Genomic DNA, 20,938 nt, shown 5'->3' with positions numbered 1-20,938 from the left:
GGCGGGTTCTAATCCCCGCCTCGTTGCAGCGCTGTGTTGAAACTGCTTAAGCAGCTTTTTTCGATGCTTAAAAGGAGGGAGTCCTTGGATGACAACTTATGCAAGCCCTATCGGCAGCAGTCTGAAGCGGGTTGATGGGCCTGGAAAAATATCTGGCTTGGAAAAATATGCGGCCGATTACTATCCGGATAATTTTCTCTGGGCCGGGGCTAAACGCTCGGATCATCCTCATGCCCTGATCAAGGAAATAGATATTTCCCCGGTGCGCAATCTCCCGGGCATCTTTGCCGTACTGACCCATGAAGATATAAAAGGCGCCAACCGGGTGGGGGTGCCGGAAATGGATCAACCGGTACTCGCCGACCGCAAGGTACTCTATAAAGGAGATCCGGTGGCCTTAGTGCTGGCAGAGAATAAAACAGTACTGCAGGAAGCCATAGATAAAATTGTCATTAAATATGAACCCCTGCCGGCGGTCTTTGATCCGGAAGCAGCCCTGGCGGAGAACGCACCGCTGCTGCATGAAAACCGCAATGATAAAAACCTCCTGCTGGGCGGCAGAGTTGTACGCGGGAACAGCATAGCCGCTATGAGCGAGTGTGACGCTGTGGCAGAGGCTGATTTTCAACTGCCCTGGCAGGAACACGCTTACCTGGAAACCGAGGCCGGGGTCGCCCGGGTCGATGAAGAGGGTATCCTGGCAATCATCGCCTCCACCCAGACCCCCTGGCGGGATAGAAATGAGCTGGCTTATGCCCTGGGTTGGCCGCTTGATAAAATCCGGGTAATAGCCCCCTACCTGGGAGGCGGCTTCGGGGGCAAGGATGGGATAACGGTGCAAGGATTGCTGGGACTGGCAGCACTACATAGCGGAGGACGTCCGGTCAAAATGTGGAATTCGCGGGAGGAGAGTTTTCTATCTTCCACCAAACGGCATCCCGGACGGGTTCACTATGAACTGGGCTGTAAAAAAGATGGGACACTGTACGCCATGAACTGCCGAATCGTGCTGGACACCGGTGCTTATGCTTCCCTGGGCGGGCCGGTACTGGCCCTGGCCATGGAGCATGCCGCAGGGGTCTATCGTATACCCCATGCTCTGATAGAGGGGTTCTCTGTTTATACCAACAACCCGGTGGGCGGGGCTTTTCGCGGATTTGGCGCACCCCAGGTTCTGGCCGGGCTGGAGCAGATGATGGATATCCTGGCGGATAAAATCGCCTGGGACCCACTGGCTTTCCGGCTCAAGAATGCCGTCATGCGTGGAGATGAAACGGGAGCTGGGGTGTGGATGAGCAATTCTACCGCCATCATTCCCTGCCTGGAAAAACTGCAAGAACACCCGCTATGGACCTCGCGCCAGGCCTGGGTCAGCCAGGCTCCCCCCTTTAAGCTAAGAGGCGTTGGTATTGCCGCCGGCTTGCAGGGAACCGGCTATGGTCCTATGGTGGCAGATATTGCCAATGCTAAAATTGAACTGCTGCCTGATGGTCGTTTTCGGATATATTCCGGGGTGGCGGATATGGGACAGGGGAACAATCCCACCAATGTACAAATCGCCGCGGAAGTTTTGGGACAGACAGCTGACTGCTTCGAATTGATTCAGCCCGATACCCTGCAAACTCTGCCTTCAGGATCTTCCGCCGCCAGCCGCACTACCTATTCCTATGGAAACGCCTTAAAGGCAGCTGCCCTCCAGCTAAAAGAACGCATCCTCACCCGAGCCTGCAATATGGGTATGGGCCTCTATGCTGAAGATTTCTTGTTGAGTTCCGGCCGGTTGAATCATCTCCCCAGCGGACGGGAAATCCCCCTGGGCCTGGTCGCGGCGAGTATGCGGCCCGAGGAGCGTGTTTCAATTTACTCCTATACGGCACCGGTAAACCGCTATCCGGATAAAATCAACCCGAACATACGCGCTGCCGGATTCCCCCACCGGGTTTTTGCCTTTGCCTGTCATTTGGCTAGAGTGCAAATCGATGAACTCACCGGGGAAGTGGAAATCAGCGATTACCTGGCCGCAACCGATGCCGGCAAGGTACTCAATCCTCAGCTTTATGAACAGCAGGTTCAGGGTGGTGCGGTTCAGGGCATGGGTTACGCCCTGTGGGAGGATTTTAAGCTTGACCGGGGAGAGCTTATGACCCGTAACCTGGCCACTTACATTTTACCTACATCTATGGATGTACCGGATATATTGAGTATAGCGGTGGAAAGCGTGGAAGAAAGCGGTCCTTTTGGTATGAAGGGAATCGGGGAAATCGTGATTAATCTCGCCTTGCCGGCGATTGCCAATGGAATTGCCCGGGCCGTGGGCCAGCATATTTTTAAAAGTCCGCTTACCGCCGAACAACTATTATTAATCCTGGAAAAGAGGGCAGCAGAATGAAGATTGCATTTGAGTTAAACGGGATAAAGCAGGAGATTGATTGTCTCCCTGATCGCCGGGTGGTTGACCTGCTGCGGGAAGAACTGGGGTATACCGGTACCAAAGAAGCTTGCGGCTCCGGTGAATGTGGCGCCTGCACCATTCTGGTAGACGGTGTCAGCAAGCTTTCCTGCCTGATGCTTGCCGCCCAGCTGCAGGGCCGGAGTATTACCACTATCGAAGGGATGTCGCCGGGGAAAAAGCTTCACCCGATTCAGCAGGCCTTCGTAGATAAAGGAGCGGTCCAGTGCGGGTTCTGCAGCCCGGGAATGCTTATGGCGACCGTTGACCTCTTGCAGCGCAATCCAGCTCCGGACCGCCAGCAAATCCGTGCAGCCCTGAGCGGCAACCTGTGCCGCTGTACCGGCTATCAGAAGATCATTGATGCGGTAGAAAGCGCGGCAGCAGAAATGAGGGATAAGCTATGAGTCAAGTGTTTCTGCCCCATACGCTGGAAGAATTATGGACCATAAAGCAAGAAAACCCGGCTGCGCTTATTATGGCCGGAGGAACGGATTTACTGGTAAAGATACGGGATAGAAAACTGCCGCCTGCGGTGATCCTGGCTCTGGAGAATATAGCCGAATTAAGGCAAATTGAACGGCAGGACGGCGAAATTTGCATCGGCAGCATGGTTACGCACCAGCAACTGCTGGACAGTCCCATCATTCAAACCCAGCTTCCCGTCTTGCATCAGGCGGTTGCGGTCTTGGGCTCTCCGCCTATCCGTCATATGGGGACTATCGGCGGGAATATCTGCACAGCTTCCCCGGCGGGCGATACCCTGCCCCCGCTCTATGTGCTGAATGCCGGCCTGGAACTAAAAAACGCTGCTGCCGGCCGCTTGCTTCCTATTCAGGACTTTATTCAGGGACCCGGTCAAACCCTGCTCGGCAGCAATGAAATCCTCTATAAGATTCGCATTCCCATTCCCGCTCCGCATAGCCACGGATTTTACTTTAAAGTGGGCCAGCGTAAAGCCCTGGCGATTGCCATATGCAGTATGGCTTCCCTCCTACAATTTGCGGAAGATAAGCGCATTTTAGAGGGCCGCTTCGCCTGGGGCAGTACCGGCCCCACCGTTATGCGCTTTCCGGAAGTGGAAAATACTTTAATCGGGGAAAAGCTCAGCCCCATAATACTAGGCAGACTGGGGCAAAGCATGGCTGCTTTAGTGTCTCCCATCAGTGATGTCAGAGCCTCGGCAGAATATCGCCGCCTGCTGGCCAGCAAGCTGCCCTTGAAGATCTGGCAGTCTCTAATATGAAAAGGTCGTCAGTCATCGGGCTTCAGTCGAGAAGGGGATCTTTCCTGCTACATCTTACCATTCAAGCCCCTACTAACTCACTTTTCATCGTTGTTTGTGGCCTCTGGCCATGGGGATTAATAAAATTATAATACTTTAGGGGTGTTTAGATAGATGAATAATGAACCCTCAAGGCAGCTGGATATGGGTAGCGATCCTGTCTTCCGCGTCCTTTTAGCCCTGGCTATACCGGCCATGATCTCCATGTTCTTTCAAAACCTCTATGAATTCGTTGACACCATGTTTATCGCCTGGTTGGGTTCAGCTCCGCTGGCGGCCCAGTCTCTATCTATGCCCCTTTTTTATCTGGTTCTTTCACTGGGGAAAGGAGCACAGATAGGAGCCACCACCCTTATGAGCCAGGCGCGCGGTCAGGATAAGCCGGAAGAAGCAGCCAAATTATCAGAGTCGGCCCTGCCGCTGCTTTTGTTAAGCATACTGCCCCTGTTTCTTTTGTTGATCCCCGGACTCTGTACCGGCTTTTATCATTTCCTGGGGGCCCGGGGCCCGGTTTTGACAGAGGCCTATCCCTATACCTTTTGGCTGGTTTTGAGCTTTCCCATTATGGCCTATGTGATGATTGGCGAAGCCATCTCTATGAGCCATGGCAATACCCTGATGCCCATGAAAGCCATGCTCATAGGCAATGCGGTAAATTTGACCCTGGATCCTATCCTGATGTTTTACCTGGGATGGGGCATAGCCGGGGCCTCCATTGCCACCCTGATGGGACAGCTGCTATCAGCGGTCTATATTTACCGCCGGCTCAAGCAAGCCAAACTACCCGTTCCCTTGCTATACCTGCGTAAAGACATGCCTCTTTACTGGAAAAAGATAAGCCATTTAGGCATCTTCGTTACTATTTCTCAACTGGTCAGCCCCCTGGGTCTTTCCCTGCTGAATGCGGTACTGGCATCCTTTGGGCCTGCGGCTATAGGCGCCTGGAACATTATGGCCCGCCTGGAAATGATGGGCCTGCTTCCCCTTTACGGCATGGCGGGAGCCTTGATCCCTTATGTAGCCTTTAACTACGGGCAAGAAAACTGGGAGCGCATTCGCAGCGGGGTGCGCATCTTTCTCCTGGGAACGGGGCTGATTATTCTGCCCATTATGGCCGTTCTGATCCTGGGAGCTCCCTGGTTGGTGCTGCCCTTCCGCTCCGATGCCCAGGTCACCGAACTGGCCATGCATGCCATACGCATAGCCGCCCTAGCCCATATTTTTGCCCCGCTGGAACTGGCTTTATTTGGTACAGCACAAGGCCTGAAACGGCCCTGGTATTCACTGTTCACTTCTATTGCCCGCTTGCTCGTTTTTCGCTACCCGCTGGCGGTATTTTTTGCTTCCTTCTGGGGCGTTACCGGTGTCTATTGGAGCCAACCACTGGCCGTAGCTTTATCCGGTATACTCTCCGGCATATTGTTATGGAGGTTATTAACAGGCCAGGTTTTTCAGTCCAGGCTGCCCCGGGATGAAGAAATGAATTATAGCGAAATTTAAAAGGTATTGAAAACACTGACTGGTAATTTAAACCTCCGGGCTTGACTTAAGCCGTCTTTGAAAAACTATAAATACCGGTAGTGGAATAATGATCCAACCCATGCTTTTTACCAGCCTATTTTTAGCTCGGTTAACTTGACGGTCTTTTTCAGCTACAATCAGAGCGTCATATCTTGCTCTTAGCTCAGCCTCGCTAAGATTAGCTTTGGTATTCGCATTTTCAGACTTTTCCAAACCCCATTGTCTATATTCTTCAAATGACTGATGATAAGGAGCAGGAGTAACAATATCGGCAATGGCCATAAATGCGCTTACGCTTCCGCCGATTATCATCATTAGTGTTGCAAATAACACCACATAAATATAAACGTTTTTCATCATAATGTTCCCTCTCTCTTTAGAATTTCCTCTGCTTGCGGATATTGCAGTAGCTGCTAATATCAACACTATAACCACAAGCGCTAATCCTATTAATGAAACTACCACCGATTCTGCCTCCTTTTGCTTAATCTATTATAGCGAAAATCTGACCGCAATTGTATAAGGCAAGATTAACCAGGTATTTCTTGAGCCAGGATAATTGCTGGTTATCACCGCGTATCTTAAACTTTGGGTAATCTGGCGGGTAGTCAAAATCATCAATGCAATCATTGCCGTCCTATAAAATCACCCAGGGCTTTAGCATCTATTTGCTCTATTACCCTCACGTGGTGCTGTATTTACAGCGCCCCGGCTTTTTTATCGCTTATAAATCTGAAATGATATATTATCTTGGTAGGCCAATTCGTTAGAGCATCTGCCTCACTGGCACGGGGTCCGCCATTATGTATAACTAGGGGCACCCCATCCCGGCGGCGCCGATCTGATATTACTCCAATATGCTCTAACGGAGGAGCAAATACTACAATATCTCCCGGTTGCCAGTTAACCAGGTTCTCTGTATCTCTGGGCTTTACCTCCGCAGTTAATTCTTCAGCATGGCGCTGAAAAAACACCTGCAAATTCCTTACGCGGCGGTAATCGATAGCTGAATCCGGATTCTTGCCGGTGGTTCCGTAAGCAGCAGGGGCTTTTTTTATGTCATCGTCCACCAAAGCACGCAGGTCATAACCGGCCGTCTGCAAGGCGCGCCAAATTACATCTGTACAGGCTCCCTTGCCTTCAGGAGGATACCCTTGCGAATAATAGGAGCTATCATATTGAGTGCCTCTTTTAACCTCTTGACGAGCACCATCAACAATATCCAAGGCATCAGCAATTCCGTTCTGGTTATTATCCTGGGAAGAAATTGCGAGCGGCACTTCGCATTTAGCTCCGAAGGGCAGCCTTTCCATAAAACTAGGATAGTTAAAATGAGACATCAAGAGATTACCATACTTAATCACGAGCAGAGTGAGTATAAGGATTATTAATAAAAGTAAACCCCTTCGTTTATTCTTACGCATTGGAAAATTGCCTGCCTTTATTCTTACCCAACCTTATTTATCCTGTAAATATCATCCCGAGCAGAATATTAGTGAAGAATCTTACTTTCACAGGGTAAAGAGTCTTTGCGACCAAAGGGAATATTAGAAATGTGCTAAGCTCGCCTGGAACTAAAAGAGCCTTCTCCTTAGCCTGAGCAAGATCATAGAGTTTAGTTCAGGCAGGTAGTCCTAAGAACGCGCCTTTGCAGAATGGGGAGTTTCGTAGACGATCTTTCCAGTCAGGGAGGTATCATAGCCACTATGCTGTTCAACCGCCCGTTTAAATGCAGTTGAGTTTACAACTGCCTGTATCTGCTGCCATTCAGGCTTTTCTGCTGTTTCCTGAAGAATAACCAGGTCAAACCTTTCTTTAAACAGGGGCACAAAATCCAAACCCATCCTTTGGGCAGCAAATTGAATGCCAATGCCGAAATCAGCTTCTCCATTAGCAACCTTAAGTGCAACTCCCCAATGAGTCTGTTCTTCTATTTCATAGCCCTGAATTTGGCGGACTGGTATGTTGTTTTCCAACAAGTATTGATCTATTCTTAAACGGGTGCCGGAGCCTCTCTGTCGGTTTACAAAGCGACAACCTTTTTTGGTGATATCCTCCCAGGAATTGATATTGTGCTTGTTGCCTGCGGCGACAATCCAGCCCTGGGTTCTTTGAACCAGGTTAACAACCTTATAAGCTTCAGCCAGAAGTATGTGTTCTACGAAGGGTAGATTGTATTCCTGTAATTTTTCATCCCAAAGATGAATGCCGGTTACTTGCGCTTCTCTGTGGTAAAGAGCAACCAAGCCTTGCATACTGCCTTTAAAAACAGTCTTAAGGGAAAGAGAAGAAGAGGAGTGATTTAAAAACTCTGCCAGCAATTCAACAGATAGATCATGGCTGCCCATAAAACAAAAACCATTATCTGAAGATACATCCTCCTGCGCGTCAGAATATCCCCGGGGGCGTTTTTCACCTGAGTCTCCCTGCAAGTAGTGCATTAGCGAATCATAATCAATACGTATTTTTCTTCCAACGCGCCATGAGGGAATTTCTCCCCGTTTGATTAGCTCGTACAGGGTGTATCGAGAAATTTTAAGTATTTGAGCAGCTTCTTCTGGGGTAAGAGGCGGACGTTTAGTAATGGTTATTCGACTCCTTCCGCTTATCAGTAAATGTTCTCGCTTAACAGGATTGCTCATAGGGGTAGCAACTCATAAATCTATCATAATTCATTTTTGCCGATTTTTATTGTACTTTTAACATAACACCAGGGGAGAATCGTGTCAACTTACCTGGGGTTTTGAGATTTCATATATTCCCTTTATTGTTTTTTTTCCTATTTATTTTAAGAATTTGTAGTTACCGTTTCTTATTTAAAATGGCTATCTTTACTAAGTTTCGTTTGTCGCTACTAGTTTTCTCTTCTTTATAATTTTCATGTACGATCGTTGCCTTATCCTTAAAAAAAAGCTTCCCGCAAAAGCGGGAAGAAAAAGATTGGGATGTATGAAAAGCCTAAGCTTTTTCATCAATAATTATGGCACACAGTCTATAGCATCATGTTACCAGAGATACTATCAAGACTAGCCTTCGCTGCGATTAATTCCCCAATATATTAATTTCATATTATTTGGCTTAACTAGTTGATTTGATTATCTTTTCTAACCTGTTCTTCTATCCAGCGTTCGATTGCATAATTCAACGGAAGCGTTCTCATATCTTCCCAAAGATAATCCGCAGCATAAAGCATACGCCCATCGATTTCCTTGAAATATTGCCCACAAACCTGACAAACACCCATTTCAATTCCGGGAAACGCCTCGTTTTTGAGATAAAACAATTTCTTGGAATCTTCGCTTCCGCAATACATACATCCGGTTCGCTGTACAGGCCATTCAAAGTTGCATGTGTTACAGTGCATTACTCTTTTCCCGTCCGGTGCGGTCAGAACCGCCAAAGTCGATATTTCGCCGCAAACCGGACAAGCGGCTACATTTTTCTCCGGATTCTCTGATGCGCGGGGATTATACTTTTGCTCCGGTACTCCCTTTTCATTGACGGTCTGGCTGGCCAGTTTAGCTACACCATTAACCGCTATCTGGAGGCGTGTTGCCATTTCTGCTTCCATCATGTTGTTGCCTGACTTCAATTGCTCCCACATTTCCCACAAGTCTGAATCATTGATTTCTACTTTGGCAGAGAGATTTAATCTCTGCCAAAGCTCGATAATTGCACCTTGAGGTAAATCAACAATAGGTAAATATGGAGATTCTTCATTCAGGCTTAAACTAGCAAGCCAGTATGAACCACGTTCCTGCCGCCAGGCATCAACCTCTAGTTTGAGCTGACGATACTTCTGGTAGGCTTGTTCCATATTTTCCGCAACTACCAATTTGCTTTTTCCTGCAGCCATACAAATTCTCCTCTTATCCTTTCATGGTTTCTTTTGCCTCTTCGTTATACCATTTTTCATAGTGCTCATAAGCAAACTTGGCAGGAACCCAACCGGTGAAAATACCCTTTAGAGCCTGGTTTGAATCGGGATGAAGTATTCCCAGATATAAATGGGCAATCAAAAGGGCAGCCATAAAAAGTGCGCAGGCCGCATGTATAGGATACGCCCACTGTAGCAGCAAACTTGGACCTGAAGCAAACCACATAATATAGCCGCTGGTAACAATACAAAGTGTTCCCAGGATGGTAAACATAGAGTTCAGCTTTTCGCCGCCGTTAAACTTGCCCTGGGGCGGGAATGGTTTATGGCCGCCAAAGAATTCTATACCAAAATTCTTGGCATGATCGAAGTCGTCTTTACGGAAGTTAATTACGTCTTTAAACCAGCGCCGCATCTGGCGTGCGCCTTGTCCTTTGCCAATGAATCCTATTATCATACCTAACGTAAACAGCACAGCAACGACACGGTGAATATTTCGTGTAACTTGAATCCCGCCGAATACGTTCATAGCCGGCTGAAAAGCGTAGACGAGCACTCCCAGTCCGGTAAAAAGCAACAGCAAAAATGCAACGCCGTGACACCAGTGCACAAAACGCTCTCCCGCGGAAAAACGATATACCTCTTTTGCCATATCTACTTACCTCCTTCGTCGTGGGATGCCGCGATATTTTTCGCTCGGTTGGCATAATTGCCCCTTACTAAATTGACAATAACCCCACAAGTGATAGCTGCAGCCGAAGCGCCAATCGCTATACCACCCAGCGGATAAACTATATCTTTCCAAAGAGTCAAGGATATCGGTGTTGTAGGATTTAAAGGAAGCCCATAAGCATCCGGTCTATCCTGCAGCAGATAAACATAAGTCGTGCCGCCCATCAATTCATTGCCATACAGATGTGCTTTCGGATTGGTTAATTGAAGCTCTGCAACGCGGGCTTGGGCTTGGGGCATTATCTCATCATAATCGCCAAACTGTATCGCGCCGGGTTGGCAGGTTTGAGCACATGCCGGTTTCATACCGCTTTCAACGCGATCAATACAACCGGTGCATTTGTAAGCTTTATTAGCAGCTTCGTCAATCTTGGGAACGCCCCATGGGCAGTTCGCCGCACAATATCCGCAGCCAATGCATTTGTCTTTATCGATCAATGTATATCCCGATTCTGTCTTATAGATGGCCTGGGAAGAACAGGCCTTCATACAAGCTGGATCGGCGCAGTGGAAGCACTGGAGTTTCAGCATATTAAAACGCATTTTTTTATCTTTGTACTCTTCTCTGAACCTGACATAGGTCCAGGTATTGGGTGTAAAGTCAGCCTGGGTCTGATAACTGCTTATGCGTTGTGTCTTTTCAGCCGGAAGATCATTCCACGCTTTGCAGGCTACGGAACAGGCCTTGCACCCAGTACATAATGAGGTGTCAATAAAAACCATTTTTCTCGCCATCGTTAAGCCCTCCTTATGTTGACAAGACAGCATTTATACTCAGGAGTACCCGCTCCGGGATCGCATGCATTCATTGTCACATTATTAGTACTGGGGCCAGGACTCAAGCTGGCAAAGCCCCAGCTCCACGGCATACCGATGGTCTCCTGATCTTTACCGTTGATTTTAAGAGTCTGGATTCGGTCAGTCACCAGGGCACGCACTACTAACTTGCCACGGGCAGAGGATACTTCGACTTCATCCCCTTCTTTAACACCAATTTTATGGGCCAGGTTTTTGCTTATTTCAGCATAAGGCTCAGGCGCTATCTCATTCAGCCAGGGAATGTTGCGGGTAATCGCCCCGGCGCAGAAGTGCTCGACAACCCCATAGGAGGTAAGGACATAGGGATATTCATCCGGGTTGCCAAACTCTTTTGAAACAATCTTGGCGCAAGGATTGCTCTGCACCTCAGGATGCAGAAGATTGGCGGTCGGGCTTTCAATCGGCTCATAGAACTCCGGCATCGGTCCATCAACCGTCATACCTGCTCCACGAATCGGGACGACAGCCGCAGTACCTTCTGGCGCAACTGTACCACTCTTATAAGTAGCTGCGAATAAGCGTCCTACTCCTTCAGGATTCTGTTTGAACCCAATCTTTCCTTCCGGTGTATCAGGACCTTTGGTCTTGTCGACCACATCGGGTCCGTCATTGCCGACCCAGAGATTCTGGACGGGATCCCACCAGATCAGCTTGCGTTTGGAATCGACCGGCTGCCCTTGGGCATCGCAAGAAGCCCGGTTATAGAGAACGCGGATATTGCCCGGCCAGGCAAAAGCATAATCTTTATTCAGGCCCAGACCGGTGGGATCAGCATTGCCCCGGCGGTCTGCCAGGTTTTTGCCTTCCGGAGTTACCCCTGCATATACCCAGCATCCGGTGGAAACCGTGCCAATCGGTGCTGCCAGATATTCGCCTATCGCGGCAATAGGTTTGCCAGTAGTATCGTTATAGCCGCCGAGTTCCTGGAGGACTTTTAATGCGCTTGCTTCATGATCGCCATAATCCCAGTTGGCTTTTAAAATTGGTTCATCCTTGGGGTCATTGCTTCCGCTATAAAGGGCGCGAACTCTCTTGAAGATGTGGTCCAGCATATCCAAATCCGGGTGACAGTCATTGAGGGGTTTTAATGCCACTTCCTTCCACTGGACCAGGCGGGAAGAATTGGTCATGCTGCCGGCCTTTTCATAAACGAAGGCCGCCGGCAGGAAGATTACCTCGGTCGGAATCTTGGCCGGATTTAATCCTTCTTCTTTCCAGAACTGGGCGGTTTCGGTGTTAAATATGTCGGCCACTACCAGCATTTCCAGACTAGATAGGCCTCTAGCCACCAGTTTTCTGTCCGGGATGGAAACCGTGGAGTTGGAGCCCCAGTTGAGGAGAAGCTTAAACTGTCCTTCTTCCATTTTGCTGAAGAACTGGGGTTGAATAGGCATATTTGCTGGATTGTTCTTGGGCAGCCACTGATATCCGTATTCATTTTCGGCGGTAGCATTCGCGCCGAACCAGGCCTTGAGCAGGGCTACTATTGGTTTATACTGGACCGAGCCGTGTTTCGCAGCAAAATCATTCAAGGTCTTTTCTTGATTAGTAGGATAAGGGATATATCCAGGCAAGTTGGCGTTCAGGTTGGCCATATCGGTGGAACCCTGAACATTGGGCTCGCCGCGCAGGGCCTGGATGCCGCCACCGGCCTTGCCCACATTGCCCAGTAGCAATTGGATGATGGCGTAGCAACGAATACCCTGCACACCGGTGGTGTGCTGGGTCATGCCCAGGGCGTAGAAGATGTTGCCTGGTTTGGCTGCAGCGAAGGTGTCGGCTATCTGTTTTATTTTGGCAACCGGTATTCCGGTGATGTTTGAAGCTACTTCAAAGGTATATCTGGAATAATGGGTTTTGAGTTTCTGGAAAACACAATCCGGATCATCCAGGCTGTCTGCCTTTACCGGTTTACCCTCGGCATCCAGTTGATAGGCCCAGCTTGCATAATCATACTTCCTGGTTTCAGGGTTAAAACCGGAAAACATACCGTCTTTGAATCCAAAATCTTTGCTTATCTTATAAAGCGCATTGGTGAAATTCAAAACATAGAACTCATCATAAAGCCTATTCTCGATGTAATAATTGATCATTGCACCCAGGTAAGCAATATCGGTTCCGGGACGGATTTGGGCGAAGACATCCGCCTGGGAAGCGGTGCGCGTGAAGCGCGGGTCAACAACAATAACCTTGGCGCCTTTCGCCCGGGCGCGGTTAACCCATTTCATAGCAATGGGATGGCATTCCGCACAGTTGCTGCCTGCGATCAAGAAACATTCGGAGTTTTGCATATCCTGCCAGGAGTTGGTCATGGCGCCGCGTCCAAATGAAGGTGACAAACTAGCCACCGTGGGCGCGTGTCAGATACGGGCCTGGTGTTCGTGGAATGGTGTCCCGATCAGGCGGGCAAGTTTGGAAAGCAGGTAGCTTTCCTCATTATCAACCTCGGCCGAACCTATCATACAAATGCCTTCCGCCCGATTCACGGTAACGGTTTCTTTGGCTCCGGTCTTGGCATTCGTAATCTCCTCGGTGCTCGTCCAGGTCTTATCTCTGACTTCCTTGATTTTCTTGGCAATACGATCATAAGCTTCTTCCCAGGTAATATCCACGAATTCGTCAGAACCCGGAGCACGATAAAGCGGATTTTTCGGACGTTCCGGAGAATAGGCCACCTGCGCCAGGCTTGCCGCCTTGGGGCAAAGGGTACCTTCGTTGATGGGATTGTCCGGGTTCCCATCAAGGTGGACCAGTTTTCCATCCTTAATATGCAGGAGAAGCCCGCATCCACCTGAGCAGAAGTGACAGATGCTGGGTATCTTTGTGCACCCTGCCAGCTTCAGTGCGTGCCCGTGTGCGGCAGTTGCTTCCAAGTCAAACCCCAAGCCGGAAGCAACCGCGGCAACGGAGAGACCTGAAAGCTTCAGGAAACCACGACGAGTAAATTTCATAACCAATCTCTACCTCCCTTAAAAACTACTACTACCAGCAGATACTCTTTTTGCCAGAGTACCTGATTGCATTTATGGGATAAGCAAAAATGCCTCCAGCAAAGGCCAGGGGCATAAAAAAATATTTTTGGATTTTATGCCCATTATGGCCCAGCAAGTACTACCTGCTTTGAACCAGGCTTTTTAGGCTCCTTTCCAAAAATACGGGGAGGCACAATCGTTTCCAACTATACCCAGAGGCCTAGAAACCATGGCTTTGCTTTAGGTCTAAAGGCTTGGAGCTATACAATTGTCTTAATCATACGCCAACCATACACAGAATAATACACCGTATGCTATATACATCCAACTATCTCAAACACAATATAACATAATGCTATTATTTTGTCACTAAAAAAATTAAACATAATTATTTCATATTAAGCCTAACAATTTACTATAATGGATGTATAATAAATAAAGAAATATATACTGAGGGTTTTAAAACATCGGGGGATATATTTCACCTCTTTATAGAACAAAAAAGGAAATGCGCGATAAATGAGGTAGGTTATTTATGAGTAGACTACAGTTGGTTAATGATAAGATATTAGAAGCTGTTAGTTTAGATAAAGCTGTTGATATAAGCTGTGAAAGCATTCAAGCCCTGGACACCGAGTACCTGCACATCGATAATGCCTATATGCGGGTGGCCGCGGATAATATAGCCAGCTTTATTGATATACCCAATTTTGACCGTTCGGCAATGGATGGCTATACGATTGGCAAGACTGATCTTAAAAGACTGCAAACCGGACGATCGTTGCGTTTGAGAGTAGCTTCTATTATCGGAGCTGGTTCAATTGAAAACAGGCCAACAAGGCCCGGGGAAACCTGTAGAATTATGACCGGGGCTTTGCTTCCAGAGGGCAGCGTTGCCGTTATCAAACAAGAGGACGTTGAGATAATAAATGAAAACTATATAATTGTCAGCATCAGGCCGCGGCGGGGTGAAAATATACGAAGAGCCGGCCACGAATTGATGGCTGGAGATAGAGTTGCCGCCAAAGGGCAGGTTTTAAAAGCGGAAATCCTGGAAAGAATAGCCGCCTGTGGCATAGAAAGGGTGCCGGTATACAAAGTGCCTCGTGTATATATTATAGACACGGGAAATGAGTTGCTTTTACCCGGGTCCCCCATCAAAACAGGATGCATATATTGCAGCAACCGGAGCCTATTAGCATGCAAAATAAACAGCAGCAGAGCTTTACCGTCGCTGTCGCCTTCTGTAATTAATGATGACCTGCACACCATTATAGCTGCAATAAAAAAGGCGGCACGGGTCTCTGATATGATAATAATCAGCGGGGGGACCGGCAACGGCCTTTTCGACTTGGTTCGCAACGCGTTCGAGTATTTGAATGCCCAGCTTCTTTTCAAAGGTATAAACGTCTTTCCCGGCAAAAATACTTCGGCCGCCCTTCTTGATGGCAAACTTATTTTCAATCTGTCCGGCAGCCCCTCTGCAGCCGGAATATTGTTTGAAGCTCTGGTAAAACCGGCCCTGCTTAAGTTAAAAGGAGAGTTATTGTATAAAGGTGATTGGTTTAATATAGAGCTGGCCAGTCCCATTGAACATTTAAAGTCGGGGCGCAGCCTGCACCGAGGAGAAATGATTATTGAACAGGGCCATGCCTACGCCCTGCCGGTAAACCGAAAAGATATTAATACGGGAAATATTCCTTTACTGTTAGATGTACATAAAAGGTCGGGGGAAGAACCCGTCATGGTTAAAGCTAAATTAATCGTAGATTAAGACACAAGCATCAGCGCTCCTTACCCCTCACTCCTCACTTTTCTCATTAATCATTTTTATTGCCCGAACTTATAGCACAAGATTGTGTACCGGGGGTTTATGGCCCCCGGTACATAATAAACATAATCTGGGATTATAGAGCATTAATTAAACTTGGCTGTATAATCGTTTCTAAAATGCTTTAAGGTTGTTAGCACTGGAGCCGGAGCCGCCTGTCCCAAACCACACAAGCAGGCTTTGGACATAACGCTTCCCAGTCTCTCCATAAAGTCTAGATCGCCGGCAACTGCTCCGCCGTTTTTCACCCGGTGCAGCATTTCATGCATGCGCTGAGTTCCCTCCCGGCAGGGGGTGCACTTGCCGCACGATTCATGAGCAAAGAACTTGCTTATGCGATCAATTACATCGACTATATCCCGGGTCTCATCCATTACGAAGAAGGCTCCTGACCCCAGGGTAGCGCCAATGGCTGACATGGAATCGAAGTCGATCGGGGTATCGAGCAGTGATTCGGGTATGAATCCGCCAGATGTTCCTCCTATTTGCACCGCCTTGAACTTTTTGCCACCGGCAATTCCTCCGCCAAAATCGTTCAATACCTGGCGGATGGTGGTGTTAGTAGGCACTTCAATAACAGTGCGGTTGACAATATCTCCCGTCAAGGTCATGACTTTGGTTCCTGGATAGCCCGCCGCGCCAATGCCTTTGTACCAATCCGCGCCCTTGTCAACAATGGCGGGAATATTGGCAAAGGTTTCTACATTGTTGACAATAGTGGGCTTGCCCCACAAGCCGATAACCGGTGGAAATGGGGGCTTGAAGCGGGGTTCACCCCGGTGCCCTTCTATAGACTCAATAAGCGCGCTTTCTTCCCCACACACATAGGCCCCGGCTCCCATGCGCACTTCGATATTGAAGTCTCCCAGGAGGCCCTTTTCACTGGCCTGGGCTATGGCTTTATCGAGGATTTCCACAACGTAGGGATACTCGCCCCGGCAGTAGATATAGCCCTTATTGGCTCCTATTGCATACCCGCAAATAGCCATCCCTTCCAGGACGCTCTGCGGGTCATTCTCCATGATGATCCGGTCTTTATAAGTTCCCGGCTCACCCTCATCGGCATTGCAAATAACGTATTTCTGATCGGCCTTTACGCCGTAGGAAAAACTCCATTTCATACCAGTGTTAAATCCGGCGCCGCCACGGCCCCGTAATCCTGACTTCTTAACCTCTTCAATCAGATCTGGCTGGCTCATGCTCTTAGCTTTGGCTAAGGCTTGATATCCGCCCACCTGGGTGTAACTATCGATGTTCAACGGATCAACTTTGCCGTAATTGCGCAGTACTATGCGCATTTCCTCGGCCATTTTTTACCCTCCCTTCTTTACTTGTACTCTGCGAGGATAGCAGCAACCTTATCAGCTGTTACATCCCCATACGGTTGACTGTTGATTGTTATAACCGGTGTGGCCTGGCACTGCCCTACACACTCGGCAAATTCCAGAGTGAATTTGCCATCAGGGGTGGTTTCCCCCATTTTGATACCCAGTTCCTTTTCCAGAGCAGCCACAACCTTATCAGCACCCGCGATATGGCAGGGTGCGCTTTCACAAATACGAATGACATTTTTGCCCCGGGGGCCAACCTGCAAATAGGAATAAAAAGTAGCAACTCCGTAGGCCTTGGCCTTGGGCATATCAAACACTTGAGCCGCATAAACCACCGCGTCCTCAGGGATGTAGCTGTATTCTTTTTGCACTGCATGATATGCTTCGATAATACCGCCGGGAACTTCTTTATAGGCGCTGATAATTTCTCTGTAATCTGCCATTGCTTATTCACCTCCAACCTTATTGGGTTTGGACTAGATTCTATTTACATACAAATATTAACGTCTTTTTGCGGATGATTTTGGCAAAACCATCTCGAACGCGGCCGCTGTTTAACTGGCCTCCTATACCTTTTCGAGCTTTACAGCACACACTTTATATTCACCGGTTCCAGTAATCGGATCCAGGTGATGGCTGGTTAGGGCATTGGTCGGGGTAGCATTATAATGGAAAGACATCCATATCACCCCTGGCAACACTCTATCGGTTACTTTGATTTGAGTTATCGCTTCCCCACGACGGGAGGTGACTTTAACCTGGCCGCCAGTTACCACGCCCAATTTATCAGCATCAACCGGGTTGAGTTCCGACATCTCCTTGTTCCAAATGCTGCTGATGCCTTTGGAATACGGAGTGGTTACATTATAATGCTGCAGTATTCTGCCGGTGGAGAGTAGGAACGGGTATTCGGCATCGGGTATTTCACCTGGCGGTATATGCTCGGAAGGCTGGAACAGACCGAGACCGCGGGTAAATTTGCCAACATGCAGAACCGGGGTACCAGGATGGTCTAAGCTGGGGCATGGCCACTGCAGGCTGTTCTCCTGGTCTATTCTCTCAAAATTGATGCCCGCCATGGAGGGCGACAGGGAAGCCATCTCATCCCATATCTCCTTGGGGCTGTTATAATTCAAGGGATAGCCCATAGCAACAAACATCTGACAGATAGTCTGCCAGTTGGCCTGACCGGGGATAGGTTCAATTGCCTTGCGAACCCTTTGGACGCGCCGCTCGGTATTGGTGAAGGTACCATCACACTCGGCAAAACTGGCCGCCGGCAGAATTACATCCGCATAAGCGGCAGTCTCAGTAAGGAACAGTTCATGAACCACCAGGAATTCCAGTTTTTCTAAAGCACCTCTGATGTGATTGGCATCCGGATCGGTCAAAACCGGATTTTCGCCCAGAATATACATGGCTTTCACTTTGCCTTCATGAGCCGCTTCAAACATTTCCGGAATCTTGAGACCTACTTTGGGTGACAGGCTCGCTTCCCAGGCCTTTTCATGTTTTTCCCGTACTGCATCCACACCTACGGCCTGGTAGCCTGAATACACATTGGGCAGTGCGCCCATATCGCAGGCGCCCTGAACGTTGTTCTGGCCGCGCTGCGGGCAGACTCCGGTTCCCGGGCGGCCCAGGTGTCCGGTCAGCATAGCCAGGTTGGCACAGCTCATAACATTACGGGTTCCGCAGATATGCTCGGTAATACCCAGGGTGTAGAATAACATGGCCTTATCGGTGGTAGCATAGAGGCGGGCCACGGCGTACAGATCATCCACTGAGATGCCGGTAAGCTCGGAAACCCGTTCCGGAGTGTAGGGCTCCACAATAGCCTTGAGTTCTTCATAGTTCTCGGTGCGTTCTTCTATGAATGTCTTGTCTTCAAGGCCTTCCTTGATAATAATGTGCATTAAGCCATTCAGGAGAGGTATATCAGTACCCGGTTTCAGACGCAGCCAGTAGTCGGCTTCATCAACCAGGTCGATATGGCGTGGGTCACATACTACCAATTTAGCACCCCGACGGGCCGCCTGTCTCATCTTGTAGCCAATTACCGGATGAGCTTCGGTAGGATTGGTTCCAATCAGGAACATGAGCTCAGCCTCGTTGGTAATATCACTGATCGGGTTTGTCATAGCGCCGCTTCCAAAAGTAGTGGCCAGACCGGCCACGGTGGGCGCGTGTCAGGTACGGGCGCAATGGTCAACATTATTGGTCCCCATTACGGCACGGCTGAACTTGCCAACCAGGAAGTTTTCCTCATTGGTGCAGCGAGCCGAACTCAAAGCCGCAAAAGAATCGGGGCCGTATTTTTCCTTGATCTCTTTAAAACGCGTAGCAATTAAGCTAAAAGCCTCATCCCAGGAAGCAGGTTCAAATTGTCCATTCTTCTTGATCAACGGAGTAGTCAGCCGGTTTTCGTTATAGATGAAGTCCCAGCCAAAGCGTCCTTTAACGCAAAGGCTGCGTTGATTAACGGGCGCATCCGGATTTGACAGGACGCCTATTACCTTTCCGTCTTTGACCGCCAGATCGAAATTACATCCGGTGCCGCAGAATGGGCAGGTGGTCCTAACCCGTTCAATATCCCAGCGGCGTCCCTGACCAACCATGGTCTTTTCGGTCAATGCCCCGGTTGGGCATACGGCTACACACTGCCCGCAGAATACGCAATCGGAATCGATGTAGTCGACATCCCCGGCAGTGGTTGCCTTGCGGTGGAAGCCCCGCTTCAAATAAGACAGGTTATCCGCACCGGTCAGTTCTTCACAAGCTCTGACACAGGCGCCGCATAAAATGCACTTGTTCAGATCTCTTACTATGAAGGGATTACTGTCGTCGATCGCATAGGCATGCTTTTGGCCGACAAAGGGACTTCCCTTAATCCCATAACGATAGCAATAATCTTGCAGCTTGCAGGCGCCTGCTTTTTCACAGGTCAAGCAATCCAAGGGATGGTTGGCAATCAATAATTCCAGGATCGTCTTGCGCGCTTCCATTACTGCTGGCGATTCAGTCTCGACTTCCATTCCCTGGAACACCGGTGTTACGCAAGATGCCGGCAACAGGCGGTTGCCTTTTACTTCCACCACGCACAAGCGGCAAGCGCCCAGGGGGCTAAGCTCCTTGTCATAGCACAATCTGGGTATCTCGATACCAGCCAGTTCAGCTGCTTGTAGAATGGTACTTCCTGCCGGAGCCTCTACCTCCTTTCCGTTAATGATGAGTTTTACCAAATCCACCACTATCACTCCTTCCATTTTTTTAGGCAACAAAAAAACCCCCACACTGAAACAGGGGGTGCCTTCCAAGATAATTTGGAATTGAACTATAAGGCAACTTTTCCTTGATTCAGGGCCCCATTTTTGAGTATAAAATATCAGGCCTAACCAGATTCCTTTGCGGAAACCCGGCAATGCTTGATACTTTCACCGCCGAACCCCTTTCCAAGGTTTAACGACAAGAAATAATAATCACGCTTCCCCTAATTAAAAAGAAAATTGAAATCTTGAGACAGATGGACGCTGATTTTTATGATTAACGCTGATATTAATCTGAGTAAATCACCCTGCAGGTACTCCTGATGTTCCGCCCCGGGTGTCACTATTAAAGTTGCAGTGTCCAATAATTCCCTGTAATACCCTCATTTTCGTCGGTGGTTGTGGCCCCGGCCATAGGGGGTTAGTATGAAAAAGCGTGATATAAATACAATACCGCTCCTTTCATCATGATGGAGGCAAACCTGTTTCCCTGTTTACCCTAACGGCTAAGCCACCATGGCATTTCGCTTTAGGCGGGATAGCTCGGAGTTAAGCTCTTGAAAGCATGTTGAGTTTTTTATATTGGATTAAAAAACAAGCCTCTTAAATATTTTATATTCGACTCTTAAATAAAACTTCCTGCTAATTTTATAACTAGATTAATAATACTTTTTACAAACCCAACGTAACTCAATTATATCAAACATAATTTTTCCGATTCAACATACACTTGTAAACCTGCCACGTGATTTAACCTAGTCCATATGTCTCCATCAAATACCTCGCAGCCAATAGCGCATATATCACATTGCATATTATGGCCTTCCAAATAATATCCACTTTCTGATTAATTTT

The 20,938-nt window shown here is 48.5% G+C and carries 15 protein-coding genes and 2 riboswitches; of the genes, 5 read left to right on the top strand and 10 right to left on the bottom strand.

Going from position 1 to position 20,938, the window contains the following annotated elements; translation table 11 throughout:
- Window positions 1-88: 88 nt before the first annotated feature.
- The 4 genes from B2633_RS14720 (at window position 89) to B2633_RS14705 (ending at window position 5,234) form a co-directional block, all read left to right on the top strand.
- The gene (locus B2633_RS14720; RefSeq protein WP_483171475.1) at window positions 89-2,389 is read left to right on the top strand and encodes a xanthine dehydrogenase family protein molybdopterin-binding subunit; all 2,301 of its coding nucleotides are present in this window, start codon (window positions 89-91) and stop codon (window positions 2,387-2,389) included.
- The gene (locus B2633_RS14715) at window positions 2,386-2,856 is read left to right on the top strand and encodes a (2Fe-2S)-binding protein (RefSeq protein ID WP_276624203.1); all 471 of its coding nucleotides are present in this window, start codon (window positions 2,386-2,388) and stop codon (window positions 2,854-2,856) included. Before B2633_RS14720 ends, B2633_RS14715 begins: the two co-directional genes overlap by 4 nt.
- On the top strand, window positions 2,853-3,695 hold the full coding sequence (locus B2633_RS14710) for an FAD binding domain-containing protein (protein WP_483171474.1): 843 nt from the start codon (window positions 2,853-2,855) through the stop codon (window positions 3,693-3,695). The genes B2633_RS14715 and B2633_RS14710 overlap by 4 nt, the downstream gene beginning before the upstream one ends.
- 153 nt (window positions 3,696-3,848) lie before the next feature.
- Window positions 3,849-5,234 carry an MATE family efflux transporter gene (locus B2633_RS14705; RefSeq protein WP_276621124.1) on the top strand — a complete coding sequence of 462 codons (1,386 nt, stop codon included), beginning with the start codon at window positions 3,849-3,851 and terminating at the stop codon, window positions 5,232-5,234.
- A gap of 27 nt (window positions 5,235-5,261) precedes the next feature.
- On the opposite strand, the gene B2633_RS14700 is transcribed toward B2633_RS14705, so the two are convergent.
- From B2633_RS14700 to fdnG, 7 genes are all read right to left on the bottom strand, one after another.
- Window positions 5,262-5,720, bottom strand: a complete 459-nt coding sequence (locus B2633_RS14700; RefSeq protein ID WP_483171473.1) for a hypothetical protein — start codon at window positions 5,718-5,720, stop codon at window positions 5,262-5,264.
- Between the two features lie 233 nt (window positions 5,721-5,953).
- Window positions 5,954-6,679, bottom strand: a complete 726-nt coding sequence (locus tag B2633_RS14695) for a DUF1287 domain-containing protein (protein WP_082736081.1) — start codon at window positions 6,677-6,679, stop codon at window positions 5,954-5,956.
- Window positions 6,680-6,889: 210 nt separating this feature from the next.
- On the bottom strand, window positions 6,890-7,897 hold the full coding sequence (locus B2633_RS14690) for a substrate-binding domain-containing protein (RefSeq protein WP_483171472.1): 1,008 nt from the start codon (window positions 7,895-7,897) through the stop codon (window positions 6,890-6,892).
- A gap of 440 nt (window positions 7,898-8,337) precedes the next feature.
- Entirely contained in the window at window positions 8,338-9,111 is a 774-nt protein-coding gene (locus tag B2633_RS14685) for a formate dehydrogenase accessory protein FdhE domain-containing protein (protein WP_061213999.1), read from the bottom strand.
- A 13-nt stretch (window positions 9,112-9,124) separates the two neighbouring features.
- Window positions 9,125-9,784, bottom strand: a complete 660-nt coding sequence (locus tag B2633_RS14680) for a formate dehydrogenase subunit gamma (RefSeq protein ID WP_061213998.1) — start codon at window positions 9,782-9,784, stop codon at window positions 9,125-9,127.
- Between the two features lie 2 nt (window positions 9,785-9,786).
- Window positions 9,787-10,599 (bottom strand): 4Fe-4S dicluster domain-containing protein, encoded by an 813-nt coding sequence (locus tag B2633_RS14675; RefSeq protein ID WP_061213997.1) that lies wholly within the window; start codon window positions 10,597-10,599, stop codon window positions 9,787-9,789.
- 2 nt (window positions 10,600-10,601) lie between these two features.
- Entirely contained in the window at window positions 10,602-13,634 is a 3,033-nt protein-coding gene (gene fdnG, locus B2633_RS14670; protein WP_235811126.1) for a formate dehydrogenase-N subunit alpha, read from the bottom strand.
- A gap of 172 nt (window positions 13,635-13,806) precedes the next feature.
- Window positions 13,807-13,927: riboswitch (molybdenum cofactor riboswitch) on the bottom strand.
- Between the two features lie 263 nt (window positions 13,928-14,190).
- Between fdnG and B2633_RS14665 the strand changes: the two genes are divergently transcribed.
- The gene (locus tag B2633_RS14665; protein ID WP_061213994.1) at window positions 14,191-15,429 is read left to right on the top strand and encodes a molybdopterin molybdotransferase MoeA; all 1,239 of its coding nucleotides are present in this window, start codon (window positions 14,191-14,193) and stop codon (window positions 15,427-15,429) included.
- 143 nt (window positions 15,430-15,572) lie between these two features.
- Here B2633_RS14665 and nuoF read toward each other — a convergent pair whose 3' ends face one another.
- From nuoF to fdhF, 3 genes are all read right to left on the bottom strand, one after another.
- Window positions 15,573-16,796, bottom strand: coding sequence for an NADH-quinone oxidoreductase subunit NuoF (gene nuoF / locus B2633_RS14660; RefSeq protein ID WP_276624198.1), 1,224 nt, complete (start codon window positions 16,794-16,796; stop codon window positions 15,573-15,575).
- 17 nt (window positions 16,797-16,813) lie between these two features.
- Window positions 16,814-17,260, bottom strand: a complete 447-nt coding sequence (nuoE, locus tag B2633_RS14655; protein WP_061213992.1) for an NADH-quinone oxidoreductase subunit NuoE — start codon at window positions 17,258-17,260, stop codon at window positions 16,814-16,816.
- A gap of 123 nt (window positions 17,261-17,383) precedes the next feature.
- Window positions 17,384-20,065 carry a formate dehydrogenase subunit alpha gene (gene fdhF / locus B2633_RS14650; protein ID WP_276624209.1) on the bottom strand — a complete coding sequence of 894 codons (2,682 nt, stop codon included), beginning with the start codon at window positions 20,063-20,065 and terminating at the stop codon, window positions 17,384-17,386.
- 458 nt (window positions 20,066-20,523) lie between these two features.
- A riboswitch (molybdenum cofactor riboswitch) is annotated at window positions 20,524-20,644 on the bottom strand.
- Window positions 20,645-20,938 lie beyond the last annotated feature (294 nt).

This window comes from Syntrophomonas sp. UBA1041 (assembly GCF_002316705.1).
In the GTDB taxonomy this organism is placed as follows: Bacteria; Bacillota; Syntrophomonadia; order Syntrophomonadales; family Syntrophomonadaceae; genus DTU019.
This window is presented reverse-complemented; position numbering and strand designations above follow the sequence as displayed.